Origin of the sequence: Micromonospora sp. RV43 (genome assembly GCF_001029515.1) — a bacterium.
Lineage (GTDB): Bacteria > Actinomycetota > Actinomycetes > Mycobacteriales > Micromonosporaceae > Micromonospora > Micromonospora aurantiaca.
The window spans coordinates 20,884-36,242 of sequence record NZ_LEKG01000064.1; the positions used below are offsets into that span (position 1 = coordinate 20,884).

16 protein-coding genes are annotated in these 15,359 nt (G+C 75.6%); 8 read left to right on the forward strand and 8 right to left on the reverse strand.

Annotated features, from left to right (window positions below; translation table 11 throughout):
- The first annotated feature begins 39 nt into the window (after window positions 1-39).
- Complete coding sequence (locus ABD52_RS17245) at window positions 40-2,781, forward strand: AAA family ATPase (RefSeq protein WP_047892485.1); 2,742 nt, start codon at window positions 40-42, stop codon at window positions 2,779-2,781.
- A 3-nt stretch (window positions 2,782-2,784) separates the two neighbouring features.
- On the opposite strand, the gene ABD52_RS17250 is transcribed toward ABD52_RS17245, so the two are convergent.
- Window positions 2,785-3,363 carry a TetR/AcrR family transcriptional regulator gene (locus ABD52_RS17250; protein WP_013286475.1) on the reverse strand — a complete coding sequence of 193 codons (579 nt, stop codon included), beginning with the start codon at window positions 3,361-3,363 and terminating at the stop codon, window positions 2,785-2,787.
- A 70-nt stretch (window positions 3,364-3,433) separates the two neighbouring features.
- Between ABD52_RS17250 and ABD52_RS17255 the strand changes: the two genes are divergently transcribed.
- On the forward strand, window positions 3,434-3,979 hold the full coding sequence (locus ABD52_RS17255; RefSeq protein WP_047892486.1) for a hypothetical protein: 546 nt from the start codon (window positions 3,434-3,436) through the stop codon (window positions 3,977-3,979).
- A gap of 3 nt (window positions 3,980-3,982) precedes the next feature.
- Here the strand turns inward: ABD52_RS17255 and ABD52_RS17260 are convergent, their stop codons facing one another.
- From ABD52_RS17260 to ABD52_RS17275, 4 genes are all read right to left on the reverse strand, one after another.
- Window positions 3,983-5,236 (reverse strand): low temperature requirement protein A, encoded by a 1,254-nt coding sequence (locus ABD52_RS17260; RefSeq protein WP_047892487.1) that lies wholly within the window; start codon window positions 5,234-5,236, stop codon window positions 3,983-3,985.
- 169 nt (window positions 5,237-5,405) lie between these two features.
- Entirely contained in the window at window positions 5,406-6,284 is an 879-nt protein-coding gene (locus tag ABD52_RS17265) for a Sir2 family NAD-dependent protein deacetylase (protein ID WP_047892488.1), read from the reverse strand.
- The gene (locus ABD52_RS17270; protein WP_013476678.1) at window positions 6,281-6,568 is read right to left on the reverse strand and encodes a DUF1905 domain-containing protein; all 288 of its coding nucleotides are present in this window, start codon (window positions 6,566-6,568) and stop codon (window positions 6,281-6,283) included. Before ABD52_RS17270 ends, ABD52_RS17265 begins: the two co-directional genes overlap by 4 nt.
- Window positions 6,569-6,572: 4 nt before the next feature.
- Window positions 6,573-7,214: a DUF998 domain-containing protein gene (locus ABD52_RS17275; protein WP_047892489.1), complete on the reverse strand. Its 642-nt coding sequence runs from the start codon at window positions 7,212-7,214 to the stop codon at window positions 6,573-6,575.
- A gap of 133 nt (window positions 7,215-7,347) precedes the next feature.
- Here ABD52_RS17275 and ABD52_RS17280 point away from each other — a divergent pair, with 133 nt between their 5' ends.
- Window positions 7,348-8,631 carry a histidine kinase gene (locus tag ABD52_RS17280; protein WP_047892490.1) on the forward strand — a complete coding sequence of 428 codons (1,284 nt, stop codon included), beginning with the start codon at window positions 7,348-7,350 and terminating at the stop codon, window positions 8,629-8,631.
- Complete coding sequence (locus ABD52_RS17285; protein WP_047892491.1) at window positions 8,619-9,278, forward strand: response regulator transcription factor; 660 nt, start codon at window positions 8,619-8,621, stop codon at window positions 9,276-9,278. Before ABD52_RS17280 ends, ABD52_RS17285 begins: the two co-directional genes overlap by 13 nt.
- A 7-nt stretch (window positions 9,279-9,285) precedes the next feature.
- Here the strand turns inward: ABD52_RS17285 and ABD52_RS17290 are convergent, their stop codons facing one another.
- Window positions 9,286-9,708 carry a thioesterase family protein gene (locus tag ABD52_RS17290; RefSeq protein WP_047892492.1) on the reverse strand — a complete coding sequence of 141 codons (423 nt, stop codon included), beginning with the start codon at window positions 9,706-9,708 and terminating at the stop codon, window positions 9,286-9,288.
- Window positions 9,709-9,780: 72 nt separating this feature from the next.
- Here ABD52_RS17290 and ABD52_RS17295 point away from each other — a divergent pair, with 72 nt between their 5' ends.
- Window positions 9,781-10,524, forward strand: coding sequence for a hypothetical protein (locus ABD52_RS17295; protein ID WP_047892493.1), 744 nt, complete (start codon window positions 9,781-9,783; stop codon window positions 10,522-10,524).
- A gap of 13 nt (window positions 10,525-10,537) precedes the next feature.
- Here the strand turns inward: ABD52_RS17295 and ABD52_RS17300 are convergent, their stop codons facing one another.
- Complete coding sequence (locus tag ABD52_RS17300; protein ID WP_013286485.1) at window positions 10,538-10,843, reverse strand: DUF1330 domain-containing protein; 306 nt, start codon at window positions 10,841-10,843, stop codon at window positions 10,538-10,540.
- Window positions 10,844-11,008: 165 nt separating this feature from the next.
- On the opposite strand from ABD52_RS17300, the gene ABD52_RS17305 reads away from it, so the two are divergent.
- Window positions 11,009-11,971 (forward strand): hypothetical protein, encoded by a 963-nt coding sequence (locus tag ABD52_RS17305; RefSeq protein ID WP_013286486.1) that lies wholly within the window; start codon window positions 11,009-11,011, stop codon window positions 11,969-11,971.
- Between the two features lie 40 nt (window positions 11,972-12,011).
- Entirely contained in the window at window positions 12,012-12,344 is a 333-nt protein-coding gene (locus tag ABD52_RS17310) for a putative quinol monooxygenase (RefSeq protein ID WP_013476672.1), read from the forward strand.
- A 50-nt stretch (window positions 12,345-12,394) separates the two neighbouring features.
- On the opposite strand, the gene ABD52_RS17315 is transcribed toward ABD52_RS17310, so the two are convergent.
- Window positions 12,395-13,240: a S1 family peptidase gene (locus ABD52_RS17315; RefSeq protein ID WP_047892494.1), complete on the reverse strand. Its 846-nt coding sequence runs from the start codon at window positions 13,238-13,240 to the stop codon at window positions 12,395-12,397.
- A gap of 382 nt (window positions 13,241-13,622) precedes the next feature.
- Here ABD52_RS17315 and ABD52_RS17320 point away from each other — a divergent pair, with 382 nt between their 5' ends.
- The gene (locus tag ABD52_RS17320) at window positions 13,623-15,068 is read left to right on the forward strand and encodes an endo-1,4-beta-xylanase (RefSeq protein ID WP_013286489.1); all 1,446 of its coding nucleotides are present in this window, start codon (window positions 13,623-13,625) and stop codon (window positions 15,066-15,068) included.
- Window positions 15,069-15,359: the final 291 nt, after the last annotated feature.

Here is a 15,359-nt window from a genome sequence, read left to right on the forward strand (position 1 = left end):
ACGCTGGGTTAGCGGGCGCCGCTGTGCCACCATCCCGCCATGGACGCCGCACTGGTCGGCCGCGACGCGGTCGTCGAGCGGGTGTGGCGTGCCCTGACCTCCGGTACGCCGGTGCTGCTCGACGGCCCGAGCGGCATCGGCAAGACCGCGCTGTGGCGGGCAGTGGTCGCCCACGCCGGGCGGACCGGCTGGCGGGTGCTGTCCGCCGCGCCCACCGAGGCCGAGACCGCGCTGCCGTACGCGGCACTCGCCGACGTGCTCCGCCCGCTCGCGGACGCGCTGCCGGGGCTGCCCGCGCCGCAACGGGTCGCCGCCGACATGGTGCTGCTGACCGGCGAGTACGACGGCGCGGTGGACGAGCGGGCGGTGGGCGCGGCCACCCGTACGCTGCTCGACGCGGCGGTCGCCGACGCGCCCCGGGTGCTGCTCGCCGTCGACGATCCGCAGTGGCTGGACCCGCCGAGCGCCCGGGCGCTGCGGTTCGCGCTGCGCCGGCTGACCCGGTGGCCCGCCGTCCTGGCCACCCACCGCGCCGGGGACAGCCCGCCGGTGCCGGTGCCGCTCGGGCTGGACGACGACCCGACCGGACGGCATCCGCTGCTGCGTGCCGACGTACCCCCGCTCTCCCCGCCCGACCTGCACCGCGTCCTCGCCGCCCGGCTCGGCGGCACGCTCAGCCGTCCGCTCACCGACCGGCTGGCCCGCGACGCCGACGGCAACCCGTTGCTGGCGATCGAACTGGCCCGGGCGGTGCTGCGGCTGCCCCGCCCGCCCGCGCACGACGAGGATCTACCCGTACCGTCGTCGCTGCGCCTGCTGCTCGCCGGGACGCTGCGGGCGCTGCCCGGTCCGAGCCGCGACGCGGTGCGGCTGGCCGCGCTGCTGACCGTGCCGACGCTGCGGGACCTGGCGGCGGCGGGAGTGCCGGCCGGGGCGCTGGACGCGGCCGAGGACGCCGGGCTGGTCGTGGTCACGGCGAGCCGGATCGACTTCGCGCACCCCCGGTACGCGGCGGCGGTGCGCGAGAGCATCCCGCCGGGCGCCCGGCGGCGGCTGCACGCGCTGCTCGCCGCCGCTGTCGCCGACCCGGACGAGCGGGCCCGGCACCTGTCCCGGTGCACCATCGCGCCGGACGCCGCAGTGGCCGCCGACCTGGCCGCCGCGGCGGCCCGGCAGCGTATGCGCGGCGCGTCAGCGCTCGCCGCCGACTGGTACGCCCGGGCGGCCGAGCTGACCCCGCCGTCCGTGACCGCCGACCGGAACCGGCGTCGCCTCGACGCGGTGCAGTGCCGCATCGACAGCGGCGACTACGCGGCGGCCGGGCGGGCCGCCGAGGCGGCGGCCGGCGAGCTGACCGGCACCGAGCGGGGCGAGGCGCTGCTGTTGCGCGCGCTCGTCGCGTGGTGCGCCGACGACCTGGTCACCGCCGTCCGGGTCGCCGAGCAGGCGCTCGCCGCCGCCGGGCCGGACGGCGACCTGGCCGGGCGGATCCACACCCACCTGACCATGTTCCACGACCAGCCGGAGCCGGCCCGCCGGCATGCGCGGGCCGCGATCGCCCGGCTGTCCGACCGCGACGAGCACCGCCCGCTGCTCACCGCCGCGCTGCTGCTGCTGTTCTTCCACGAGGTACGCGCCGGCGGCCCGGCGCCCACCGAGCTGCTGGACCGGGCACTGTCGCTGGAGGGCGGTGAGCCGTCCTTCCTGGCCGGTTCGGTGCCGGCGATCTGGTGGAAGTCGGTCGACGACCACGACCGGGCGCGGGCCCGGCTGCACGTGATGCTGGACCTGGCGGTGGCGCGCGGCGACGACCCGCTGCGGCACGAGGTGCTGACCCACCTCGGCGAGACGGAACTGCTGGCGGGGCGCTTCGCCGAGGCCGGTACGCACATCGCCGCCGCCCGCGACCTGGGTGAGCAGCTGGGCACCGGGCTGGTGGGCGAGAGCTGGCTGGCCGGTGTGCTCGACGCGCACCGGGGACGGCTGGCGCAGGCGGGCACCGCCGCCGCCGGGCTGCGCCGCGACGACGACCTCGGCGACGCCTGGAGCCGGCGGCTGCACCACCAGCTCACCGGGCTGGTGGCGCTGGCCTCCGGGGAGTGGGCCACCGCGGCGACGGCGTACGGCGCGCTCGCCGCCGACCTGGACGGGTCGGGCATCGCCGAACCGCTGGGTCAGCGCTTCGAGCCGGACTGGATCGAGGCGTGCGTGGGCGCCGGTGACCTGGACACCGCGCACGCCGCGCTGGACCGGCTGGCGCGGCGCCACAGCCGGCTGCCGCGCCCGTGGACCACGCTCGGGCTGGCCCGCAGCCGGGTGCTGCTGGCCGGGGCGACCGGGGCGGATCCGGGCGCGGCGCTGGACGCGCTGACGCAGGCCAGGGCAGCGGTGCCGGAGGCGGTGCTGCCGCTGGACCGGGCCCGCTGCCTGCTCGCCGCCGGCCGCACGTACCGGCGGGTGCGGCGGCGGCGGGAGGCGCGGGCGGCGCTCGACGCGGCGGTGGCCGAGTTCGACGCGCTCGGCGCGTCCGGGTTCGCCGACCGGGCGCGGGCGGAGCTGGGCCGCATCGGCGCCCGCACCCCGGACCCGACGACGCTCACCGCGACCGAGGAGCGGGTCGCCCGGCTCGCCGCCCGCGGCCAGACCAACCGGCTCATCGCCGACGCGCTCTACATCAGCCCGAAGACTGTGGAGGCCAACCTGGCCCGGGTCTACCGCAAGCTGGGCATCGCCAGCCGCGCCGAGCTGGGCGCGACGATGGGACGTCCGCCGGGCGACTGACCGTCAGGGCGCGGCGAGCGCGTCCAGGTGCGCGCCGAGCAGTTCCCGGGCGCGCCGGGGCGGCATCCGCTCGGGGTGCAGCAGCGCGTGCAGCGCGAGCCCGTCGAGCAGGGCGTGCAGCCCGGCGACCGCCTCGGGGTCGGCGGCCGGTTCCCCGGTGAGCAGGACGACCGCGAACTCGACGGCGCGGCGGATGCCCTCGTCGGCCTCGGTCATCCGGGCGCGCGCGGCCGGGTCGGTCCGGGTACGCGCGGCGAGCAGCAGCCACACCTCGGCCTCGCGGACGCGCTGACGGTCCAGCGGCAGCAGTTGTTCCAGGATCCGCTGGGCGACCTCGCGCGGGCTGCCGGTGCGGTCCCCGGTGGTGATCCGCTCGGCCGCCTCGGCCTGCACGTGCTCCATGGCGAACACCAGCAGCTCGGTCTGGGTGGCGAAGTAGTGCCGCAGCGCGCTCGGTGACCAGCCCGCCTCGGCCGCGATGCTGCGGACGGTGGCGGCGCCGACGCCGTCGCGGTAGACGACCCGCCACATCGCCCGTGCCAGTTCGGCACGGCGCGCGTCGTGGTCGACGATCTTGGGCACGGGCCCCTCCGGAACCTGGTCGACGAGCGCTGTTACGGTTATCGCACAGCGTACTAAAAAAGGAGGGCACATGCTCGTGGCAGTGATCGTCGGATGCGAGGTGGCGTTCTGGGTGGTGCTGCTCGCCGGCCTGATCGCCCGGTACCCGCTGCGACGGCCCCGCCTCGGCGCCGCCCTGCTGATCGCCGTGCCGGTGGTCGACCTCGTGCTGCTGGCCGCCACGATGATCGACCTGCGCCGGGGCGCGACCGCCACGTTCGCCCACGGCCTCGCCGCCGCGTACCTCGGGTTCTCGGTGGCGTTCGGGCACAGCATGGTGCGCTGGGCCGACCAGCGGTTCGCACACCGGTTCGCCGGCGGCCCTCCCCCGAGCCGGCCACCCCGGTACGGGATGGCGCGGGCCCGGCACGAGTGGCGGGAGTGGGGCAAGGGCATGATCGGCTGGGCGGTCGCCTGCGCCGTGCTGCTGGCCGGCATCGCCGTGGTGGGCGACAGCGAGCGCACCGCCGAACTGTGGGCGTGGACCGGCCGGCTCAGCGTGGTGATGGCGGGCTGGCTGGTGTTCTGGCCGGTCGCGTACACCGTCTTCCCGAAGCGGACGCCGCGCGACGCGTGAGGATCATCGACCGCGCCGGCGATCCGGCCTCAGAGCGGGTCGATGCGCGTCGGTGACCCCCGGCCGTCCGGCGGCGGCCGGCTCACCGAGCCGATCGACGGCGATCGCGGCCAGCAAGAGCCCGGCCAGCGCCGCCAGCGCCAGCGGTGGCGGCAGCACCGTCCCGAACGCGGCCAGCGGCAGTGCCGCCCCGGCGACGGCGAGCCGGGCCGGTCCGACCGGCTGCCCGGTCAGCCGGCGGAACAGCAGCCGCCCGGCCAGGTAGACGGCCGCGCCGCCGAACAGCGCCACCGCGGCGGAGCGGTCCAGCCGGGGCCCGGCCTCCGGGTCCGCGACGTGCTCCAGCACCTGTTCGATACCCAGCGCCAGGTAGATGACGCCGGCGACCAGCAGCAGATGGGTCTGGCTGTAGGCGTCCGCGGCGATCCGGTCCCGCTGCGCCGGCGACGCGGCGGCGAGCGCCCGGGCCGCCGCCGGGGACGTACGGTGGAAGTACAGCCACCAGAGGCAGGCGGTCACCACGAAACCGACGAGCGCCACGGCGAGGACCGGCGGCTCGGTCACCGCCGAGGCCGCGCCCACCCCTGCGGCCACCACCGACTCCCCCAGCGAGATGATCAGTACCAGGCCGTACCGCTCGGCGAAGTGCGTCGGGCTGCGCAGCGGCCAGGCTCCCCGGCGGGCGTACGACAGCCGTTGACCGGCCACCTCGACGGCGAAGCCCAGCACCCACAGCACCGCGTGTGCGGCCCCGTCCAGCAGCGCGCCGAGCAGCAACGGCACCCAGCCCACGGCGCTGACGAGCGCGAAGAACCGGATCCGGGCGCGCAGCTCCGGGTCGTCCGCGGCGGCCCAGTGGAACAGCGTCAGGTGCACCACGCGCAGCACCACGTACGCCAGCACGACGATCAGCGGCCCGTCCAGCCCCGGACCCGGCGTCCACGCTTCCGGCATGGCGAGCGCGGCCAGGAACAACGCGGCCATCGCGATCAGGAACCCGCCGCGCACCACCCCGACGTCGGCGGGCGTGTGGTTGCCCAACCAGGCGTACGACAGCCACGCCACCCAGAGCAGCACGAGCAGGAGCATGCCCTGGGCCATCGTGGTCAGGGTCGGGTGCGGCTCGATCAGCGCCATGATCCGGGTGAGCGCGAAGACGAAGACCAGGTCGAAGAAGATCTCGAAGGGGGTGACCCGGCGCTGGTCCGGCCCCGGCCGGGGCGGGCGCAGCCGCCCTCGCACCCGTTCGCGTGCCACGTCCGCCGCCCTCCGCCGGTCCACCTCCTGCGCCGACGGTAGGCGGCCCCGGACGGGCGGTCGGGTGTTTCCCGCGATCACGCCCGGCGCGGTCTGCCGGACCGGTGCCCGCTGAGCGGCACGACGAGGCGGCGCGGCCGGGCTGTCAGGCAGGGCGGCGGCGGGCGGCTCAGCCGGCGTCGGCGTCCGGCCAGGCGGCGCGGACAAGCGCGGGCAGCACCTCGCCGGCCGGGCCGCGCAGGTTCACCGCGCAGATCGCGTCCAGCGGCGTCGGCACCGGGTTCACCTGCACCACGGGCGCGCCGAGACGGGCCGCCACGAGCGGGATCTCGGCGGCCGGGTGCACGAGCGCCGAGGTGCCCACCGTCAGCAGCAGGTCGCAGCCGGACGCCGCCTCGACCGCCGCGTCGAGCGCGGCCGACGGCAGCGCCTCGCCGAACCACACCACCCCGGGCCGCACGGGCGCGCCGCATCCGGCGCACGCGGGCGGGGTCAGCGGCCCGTCGTGCGGTTCCGGCGCATGCGGCTCCGGCCCGCCGGGCGGTTCCGGCCCGCCGTGCGGTTCCGCCTCGTCGTGCGCCTCCGGACTGCCGAACGGCACCGGCGCGTCGGAGGGCGGCGGCAGGTCGGACGGCAGCGGCGCAGGCCGGGCGCAGGCCGAACAGCGGGGCGCGAACAGGCTGCCGTGCAGGCGTACCGGGGCCGGCACACCGCCGCGCTCGTGCAGGTCGTCGACGTTCTGCGTGATCACCACGGTCTCCGGGCACCGGGCCCGGATCGCGGCCACCGCCCGGTGCCCCGGATTCGGGAGCGCCCGGCGCACCCCGTGCCGGCGTGCCTCGTACCAGCCCCAGACCAGCGCCGGGTCGGCCCGGAACGCGGCAGGGGTCGCCAGCTCCTGCGGGTCGTACCGCTGCCAGAGCCCGGTCTGGGCGTCCCGGAACGTCGGCACGCCGCTCTCGGCCGACATGCCGGCCCCGGTGAACACCACCGGCCGCCGGGCGGCGGCGAGCAGCCGGCCCGCCTCGGCCAGCTCCGGCCCGGTCACACGTCCACCGTCAGCCGCACGTCGACCCGGTCGCCCAGCTCGATGCCCTCGGCCCGGCGCGCCGCGACCCGCAGCGGCACCACGTACCGGCCGTCCTTGGGCCACAGCGACGTCCGCCAGCCGGTGTCACCGATGCGGACCGTCACCGGGATCATGCCCCAGCCGTAGGTGACCGACGCCGAGGCGGCCTCGATGGCCGCGCTCTGCTCGTCGGGCACCGTGACGAAGTGGTACGGCGCCGGGCCGCGCCAGAACCACACCTCGCCGCTGAACGCCAGCTCCATCCGGTCAGGATAGGGGCCGGGACCGACGCGACCGCAGCAGCCGCAGCCCGGTCACCGTCACCCAGACGAACAGCGGGAACACGGCGACGCGTTCCATGCCGCCCACGCCGATGCCGGCGTCCACCCGGGACAGGAACAGCACGGTGCCGGCCAGGCCGAGCAGGCCCAGGAACGCGCTGACGGGCCGCAGCTCGCGCAGCAGCGGCGACCGGCCGAGCGCGGCGGCCAGCAGCGCCGCGTTGCCGAGCGCGAAGACCAGCAGCGCGCCGAGCACGTGCAGGTTCTCGTCCACGTCGGCCGGGTGGAGGCCGGCCAGCACGTACCCGGATCCGGCGGCCACTGCCGACGCGACGGTGACGGCCGCGGCGCGCCCCGGGCGCAGCGCCCGGTGTGCGAGCAGCGCGCCGAGCGCGAGCAGCAGCCCGGCGCCGACGAACACGGCGTTCATGGCCGGGTGCCACGGCGAGCAGACCGGACGCGGGCGGCTGCTGTCCCACACGCCGCAGGTCACGTTGCCGAGGTCGCTGATGTTGTGCTCGGCCCAGCTGAACCGGGGCTGCTCCCAGGCCAGGCCGACGACCACGTTGGCGACCAGGAACGACACGGCGGCGAGCAGCCAGCAGGCGCCCGCGAGGCGGTTTCTCATCCGCCGAGTGCACCGTCCCGGGGCATCCCGGCGCACGGGGCGTGGCGGGCCGGTTCGAGGTAGGGCCAGGCCTACCCTGAGAGCGGGGTCCAGCCGGCTGGGAAGCACGGCGTGGCCTGGCTAGCGTCACCGCATGACCGTTGATCACGGGCTGGCCGGCGCGTTGCGCCGCCGCCGCTACCTGCTGTCCGCGTGGCCGTGGCGGGCACTGGCGTACGCCGTCACGACGCTGCCCCTGGCCGGCGCGGCGGCGCTCGGCGCGGCGGTGGTCGCCGCGCCGCTGCTGCTGGTGGCCGGCGCGCTGCGGCGGGGCCGCCCGGTCGACGTCCCGGCGCTGGCGGTGCTGGCCGTGCTGGCGCTCGCGGTGGTGGCGCTCGCCCCGCTGGCCGGCGCGCCGGTGGCTGCCGTCGAGCGGTGGCGCCTCGGCCTGGTCGACGAACGCCCGGTGACAGCACCGCGGTGGCGTGGGCTCGCCGCCCGCCTCACCACCGCCGCCGGGTGGCGGGAGGCCGCGTACCTGGCCGTGCTGGGTGTGGCGGTGCCGCCGGCGTACGGAACGGTCGGTCTGCTCGCGCTGCTGGACGCGGTGCTGATCGCCGGTCCGTGGCTGGCCGGCGGCGAGGACCGGATCGTGCTGGTCTGGGCCACAGTCGACTCCCCGGCCGAGGCGGTGCCGTACGCGCTCGCCGGTCTGCTGGCGGTTCCGGCGCTGGTCTACCTGGCCGGCCTGCTCGTAGCGGTCCAGGCGACGGTGGCCCGCCTGCTGCTCGACGACGCGCCCGCCGGTACGGCGCTGCGCGAGGTGACCCGGTCCCGGGCCCGCCTGGTGAGCGCCTACGAGGCCGAGCGCCGCCGCATCGAGCGGGACGTGCACGACGGCGTGCAGCCGCGCCTGACCAGTCTCACCCTCCAGCTCGGGCTGGCCCGCCTGGACGTGCCGGACGACTCCCCGGTGGCGAAGCCGCTCGCGGCGGCGCACGAGCAGGCCAAGGAGCTGATGGTGACGTTGCGCGGCATAGTGCAGGGCATCCGACCGCCACAGCTCACCGAACTCGGTCTGGCCGCCGCCGTCGGTGACCTGGCCGCCCGGTCGGTCGTCCCGGTCGCCGTGCACGCCGACCTGACCCGCCCGGTGCCGGAGCTGGTGGAGACCACCGCCTGGTACGTGGTCTCGGAGACGCTCGGCAACGTGGCCCGGCACGCCGGGGCAACCCGGGCGCAGGTGCGGCTGATCCGCGACGAACGGCTGCTGGTGGTCGAGGTGTGCGACGACGGCCGGGGCGGCGCCGACCCGGCGCGCGGCACCGGCCTGACCGGGCTCGCGGACCGGGTGGCCGCGGTGGACGGGCGGCTGCTGCTGTCCAGCCCGCCTGGTGGGCCTACCCTCGTGCGGGTGGAGCTGCCGTGCCGTCCGTGATCCGGGTCGTCCTGGCCGAGGACGAGGTCCTGCTGCGGGAGGGCCTGGTCGGCCTGCTGACCCGGTTCGGCTTCGCGGTGGACGCCGCCGTGGGCTCCGCCCCGGAGCTGCTCGACGCGGTCCGCTCGCACCGGCCCGATCTGCTGGTGACCGACATCCGGATGCCGCCGCAGCACCGCGACGACGGCCTGCGCGCGGCGGTCACGCTACGTGCCGAGCGCCCGGACCTGGCCGTGGTGGTGCTCAGCCAGCACGTGCAGAGCGGGTACGCCGCCGCGCTGCTCGACAGCGGCGACGGCAACCGGGTCGGCTACCTGCTCAAGGACCGGGTCGCAGACGTCGCCGAGTTCGCCGCGACGCTGCGCCGGGTGGCGGACGGCGGCACCGCCGTCGACCCGGACGTGGTGCGGCACCTGCTGCGGCGTCCGCGCGACCCGCTCGGCGCGCTGTCCCCCCGTGAGCGGGAGGTGCTGGGCCTGGTCGCCGAGGGCCACTCCAATGCGGCCATCGCGGCCCGGCTGTACGTCACCGAGGCGGCGGTCGGCAAGCACGTGGGCAACATCCTGGCCAAACTCGGCCTGCCGCCGGACGAGGACACCAACCGGCGGGTGCTCGCCGTGCTCGCCTACCTGCGCGCGGCGGGCTGACCGGGCGTCACAGGCTCATCGGCACGGGGTCGGTGGCCAGCGCCCGGAACCGCTCGCGCGGGTCGGCCACGAGCCGCCGCCCGGTGAGGTCGAGCAGCCCGCCGACGCCGGTCACCGAGGCGACCGGGGTGCCGTCGGCCCGGGTGAACTCCTGGCCGATCCGGAACGTCTTGCCCTCGCCCCAGTGGAACTCGCAGGTCACGTCGACCTCGTCGCCGCCGCGCAGCTCCCGCAGGTAGCGCACCGTCACCTCCAGCGCGACCGGCCCGACGCCGCCGGCGAGCAGCCGGTCCTGGCCGATGCCGGACGCGCGCAGGCACTCCCAGCGGGCGTGCTCGGCGTACTGGAGGTAGACCGCCTGGTTGAGGTGCCCCTGCGTGTCGAGCTCGTAGCCGCGCACGGTGACGCGTACCCGGAACGGATCTGCCATGCCGGCAGCCTAACCAGGGGCGCAGCGGTAATCCGCGTGCGGTCCGGGCCACGCGGCCCTAGCCTGCCCGGCGTGACCCTGGAGATCGTGACACTGGCGCAGCGGCCCGACCTGGCGCCGCTGTTGGACAACGACTTCGACGGCGCCTGGCCGCCGTTCATGCTCTGGGATCCGATGGGGGCGCTCTACTACGGCGTCGCGCACGAGCTGCACCCCGAGTTCGTCTTCGCCGCCGTCGACCCGGCCGAGCCGGGCCGGGCCGTGGCCCGCGGGTACGCGGTGCCGCTGCTCTGGACCGAGGACGAGCTGCCCGACGGCGGCTGGGACCGGGTGATCCAGCGGGCCACGCTCGGCCGGCTCACCGGGTCGACGCCGAACCTGGTGTCCGCGCTGGAGATCTGCGTGCGACCGGACCGGCGCGGCGGCGGGGTGTCCGGGCTGATGCTCGCGGCCATGCGCGCGGCGGTGGCCCGCGCCGGCTTCGACACGCTGGTGGCGCCGGTGCGCCCGAGCGGCAAGGCCGCCGTCCCGGACGTGCCGATGACCGAGTACGTGGCCCGGCACCGCCCGGACGGGCTGCCGGCCGACCCGTGGCTGCGGGTGCACGTCCGCGCGGGCGGGGTCATCGAGCGGATCGCGCCCCGCTCGATGACGGTGACCGGCACGCTCGCCGACTGGCGGCGCTGGACCGGGCTGCCGTTCGACACCTCCGGCCCGGTACGCGTGCCCGGAGCGCTGACGCCGGTGCTCGTCGACGCCGACCACGACCACGCCGCGTACGTCGAGCCGAACGTGTGGGTGCGGCACCGGCTCTGAGCGGGCCCGCGGGTCAGGCCGGCCAGGCGTGCCCGATCCCGTCGAGCAGCAGCACGACGCCCTCGGTGGCCGCCTCCCGGTCCCGGGAGATCTCCCGGTACTCCGGCGAGGTGGACCAGCGCTCGAAGTCCTCGCGGCTGTCGAAGGACAGGAGCACCGCCTTCTGGTGCGGCCATTCCCCCTCCACCACGCGGGGGGCGGTGTCGGCGGCGAGCAGCTTCCCGCCGTATCGGGCCAGCACCGGCGGGAAGGCCGCGGCATACCTGTCGTAGCGCGCCCGGTCGTGGATGGTGAGCTGTGCGAGGGCGTAGACGGTCACCGGCTCAGGCTACCGACCGCCCGACGGCTGCGGCCTCGTCCGTCGGGCCGGATCCCGCACCTCGCGAGCCGGGTCGACTGTCCGGTGTGCTCTAGCCATTATGGCCCTGACCTGCGAATACTGATAGCAGGTCCGCGCGGCGTGGGGGGAAAGAGGTGGGGCACGATGATCGAGCAGGAGACCCAGCCGGAGGCCATACCCGAGCCCCGGAACGCGCCGGAGGGCGGGCCGTCCCGGCCCGCCGCGTCGGTTCCCGGTGCGGTGTGGCAGGTCCGCGTACGGACCAAGCTCGACGACCTGTACCAGCAGCTCGCGGTGCTGTCCCCGCGCGACCCCGAGCGGGCCGAGGCGCTGCGCGCGCAGCTGTCCCGGGTGGAGGTGGTGCTCGGACGCAGCGGCGTGGTCGAGTGGTTGCGCGGCGGCAACCTGGAGTACGCGTGGCAGACGATCCACTCGGTGGAGCGGGCCATGGTGGCGCTGCGCTCCGCGGACGAGCTGACCGGGCTGCTGCCCGCGTACCGCAGCGCGGCGGCGCAGGTGCTGCCCGCCGACGACAAGGTGCTCACCGACCTCGACCCGTCGGCCGGCGCCCCGTCCGAGGCGCTGCTGCGCGCCCGGGTGCAGGCGCTGCTGCTGCGCTACCACTCGGCGTCCGACGAGTTCCACGAGTCGGCCCGCCGGCTGCGCAACCGGATGCTGGGCCTGTCGGTGTTCGCGCTGCTGGCGGAGGTCCTGGTGGTGCTGGTGCAGTGGCTCAGCCACGACGTCCGGCTGCTGGAGGCGCCGACCGACGCCGGTGGCGTACCGGCCTGGCGGCTGCTGTTCTTCGTGCTGATCGCCGGGGCCCTCGGGGCGTTCCTCAGCGCGCTGCCGTCGATGATCACCTCCCGGTCCGGCGGGCTGCCCTACAAGCTGCCGTTCCAGCAGGGGCTGCTCAAGCTCGCCGTCGGCCCGCTGGTCGCGGTGGTCGGCATCATGCTGGTCATCGGCGGCCTGGTGGAGACCAGCGTGAGCAGCACCGCCGCGCTGCTGGGCCTGGCGATCGTGTTCGGCGCCGGGCAGCAGGCGGTCACCGCGTTCGCCGACCGGCGGGCGGCCGAGCTGCTCGGCCCGGCGGCCAAGAGCTGATGCCGCGCGGGTGGCCGCCGGCCCTGGGTAGCCTGATCCCATGATCTTCATTACCGCCAAGTTCCGGGTCCGCCCGGAGGACGCCGACCGCTGGCCGCAGATCGCCGCCGACTTCACCGCCGCGACCCGGGCCGAGCCCGGCTGCCTGTGGTTCGACTGGTCCCGCAGCCTGGACGACCCGACCGAGTACGTGCTGGTCGAGGCGTTCCGGGACGACGAGGCGGGCGCCGCACACGTGCAGTCGGAGCACTTCCGGACCGCCCAGCGCACGTTGCCGCCGCACCTGGCCGAGACGCCCCGGATCGTCAACGTGACGGTGCCGCAGCAGGACTGGTCGCGCCTGGGCGAGATGGCGGTGCCGGGCGACGCCTGACCGGGTGACCGGTCCGGCGCGGGCGGCGGTCGTGCCGCCCGCGCGGCCGGTCAGGGGATGGTCAGGCCGTACGCGGCGAGGATCTCCAGGATCGGCTGGTAGTAGCTGGTGCCGCCGCTCGTGCAGTTGCCGCTGCCGCCGGACAGGACGCCGATGACGGTGCCGGTCGCCGCCACGTAGAGCGGGCCGCCGCTGTCGCCCGGTTCGGCGCAGATGTTCGTGCGGATGAGCCCGGTGACGCTGCCCTCGGCGTAGTTGACAGTCGCGTTCAGCCCGGTGACGGTGCCGCACCGCACGCCCGTGGTGGCGCCGCTGCGGCAGACCGCCTGCCCGACGTACGCGCTGCCCGCGGCGGTGACGGTGACCTGCCCCGGGTAGGTGTGGATCGCGCTCGGGTGGGCGACGGTGCCGGTGTAGCGGACGACGCCGTAGTCGTTGCCGGGGAAGCTGCTGCCGGTCCGGCTGCCCAGCACCGTGGTGCGGGCGCTGTCGGCGTACCAGGTGGCGGCGAGGCGGGTGCAGTGCCCGGCGGTCACGAAGTACCAGGTGGCGCCGCTGCGCACGTTCGCGCCCAGTGAGCAGCGCCCGCCGCCGCCGTGAATCGCCTGACCGCCGGCGATGAGCGTGCGCAGCCGCCCGGGTTCGTGGCGCAGCACCGCGCCGGCCCGGTCGGCGGTCCGGCGCAACGCGGCCAGCTCGCGCCCGCGTACCGTGTCGTCGGCGGTGACTGTCAGCCGGCCGGTGGCCGGGTCGTGCCCCCAGGTGGTGCCGGGCGTGCGGATGGCGGCGAGCGCGGCGGGCTCGGGCGGCGGTGCGGCGGCGCCGGCCCGGGCGACCGCCGGGGTGCCGGCGAGCAGGGCGGCGAGGACGAGTACGACGAGCGCGGGTCGGCGCATCCCCCAGGACCTCCTCCATCGTCTACGGTCGATTCGTCAAGCATCGGCCCGGCGCCGCGATCGACTCAACCGGCAGAACCGGCGCTCCCCGAAACTTCCGGAGCCGCGCCGGGCGGTACGCGCGTGCCCGCCTGCCGCCCTCGCCCGGGATTCCGCCCGTTCGCCCGGTGCCGCGTGCCCCGATGTCGACGTATCGAGGTGATTAAGTTTTCGGAACGCTTCCGGTAGGCTCCGGGCAGAGATTCGCTTCGATCCACTCACGATGTGCCGGGGATCCACTCCCCCACCTGGCGCGGCCACCGGGCGGCCGCGCGGAGCCGACATCGTGGCGGGCGGTGGCCGAGGCGAGCCGATCCCATTGACAGGCTAGAGAGGCGTTCAGATGGACAAGGTGCTCGCCCGCGGCAGCGGGAGCGCGGCAGCCCGGTCACGCCCGCGGACCGCTGTGGTCGCGATGGTGGCGGGGGCCGCGGTGGTCGCCGCCACGATAGCGGCGGCGACCAGCGCCAGCGCCGGTACGACGCTCGGCGCGTCGGCGGCGGAGCAGGGCCGGTACTTCGGCACGGCGGTGGCGGTGAACAAGTTGTCCGACAGCACGTACGTCGGCATCCTGAACCGCGAGTTCAACATGGTCACCGCCGAGAACGAGATGAAGTGGGACGCCACCGAGCCGTCCCAGAACCAGTTCAACTTCAGCAGCGGCGACCGGCTCGTCGCGCACGCCCAGGCCAACGGCATGCGGGTACGCGGACACGCGCTGGCCTGGCACTCGCAGCAGCCCGGCTGGGCGCAGAACATGTCCGGCAGCGCGCTGCGCCAGGCGATGCTCAACCACGTCACCCAGGTCGCCACCCACTACCGGGGCAAGATCCACTCCTGGGACGTGGTGAACGAGGCGTTCGACGACGGCAACAGCGGCGCCCGCCGCAACTCCAACCTGGAGCGCACCGGAAGCGACTGGATCGAGGCCGCGTTCCGTGCCGCCCGCGCCGCCGATCCGGGCGCCAAGCTCTGCTACAACGACTACAACACCGACAACTGGTCGTGGGCCAAGACCCAGGCGGTCTACAACATGGTGCGGGACTTCAAGTCCCGGGGCGTGCCGATCGACTGCGTCGGTCTCCAGTCGCACTTCAACAGCGGGTCGCCGTACCCGAGCAACTACCGCACCACGCTGCAGAACTTCGCCGCGCTCGGCGTCGACGTGCAGATCACCGAGCTGGACATCGAGGGTTCGGGCAGCAGCCAGGCCACCACGTACGGCAACGTGACCCGGGACTGCCTGGCCGTGCCGCGCTGCAACGGCATCACCGTCTGGGGCATCCGGGACACCGACTCCTGGCGGGCCAGCGGCACCCCGCTGCTGTTCGACGGCAGCGGCAACAAGAAGCAGGCGTACACCGCCGTGCTGAACGCGCTCAACGAGGGCGGCACCCCGCCGCCCACCACCGCGCCGCCGACCAGCACGCCGCCCACCTCGGCGCCGCCCACCAGCACGCCGCCGACCAGCGCGCCGCCGACGACTCCCCCGCCGACCGGCGCCTGCACCGCCACGTTCACCGTCAACCAGTGGCCGGGCGGCTTCGTCACCAACGTCCGCATCACCGCGGGCTCCTCCGGACTCAACGGCTGGGCCGTGTCGCTGACAGTGCCCTCGGGCTCGGCGATCACGAACACCTGGAGCGCCCAGGCCAGCGGCACCAGCGGTGCGGTGACCTTCCGCAACGTGGACTACAACCGCCAGGTCGGTGCCGGTGGCACCACCGAGTTCGGCTTCCAGGGCACGGGTACCGCGCCCTCCGGCACGCCGGCCTGCGCGGCCGGCTGACAGTCGACGCGACCCGGCACGGGGCCACCGTGCCGGGTCGCGTCCCGGGCGGGCAGCGGCCCGCGACCGTACAGTGGGGTAGGTCCTGTTCCACCGTTTCGCCGGAAGGACCACAGTGAACCGACGCATCAGGACCGCTGACCAAGCTCAAGCAGAAGCAGCCGGTCTGGCTGCCGTACCACTTCGGCACCGAAGGGCTCGTCACCGGCGACTCGGCGAACGACCTGTTCGGCATCACGCTGGACCCGAACGTCCTCATCCAGGAGAGCAAGGTCGGCACCTGCGACCACA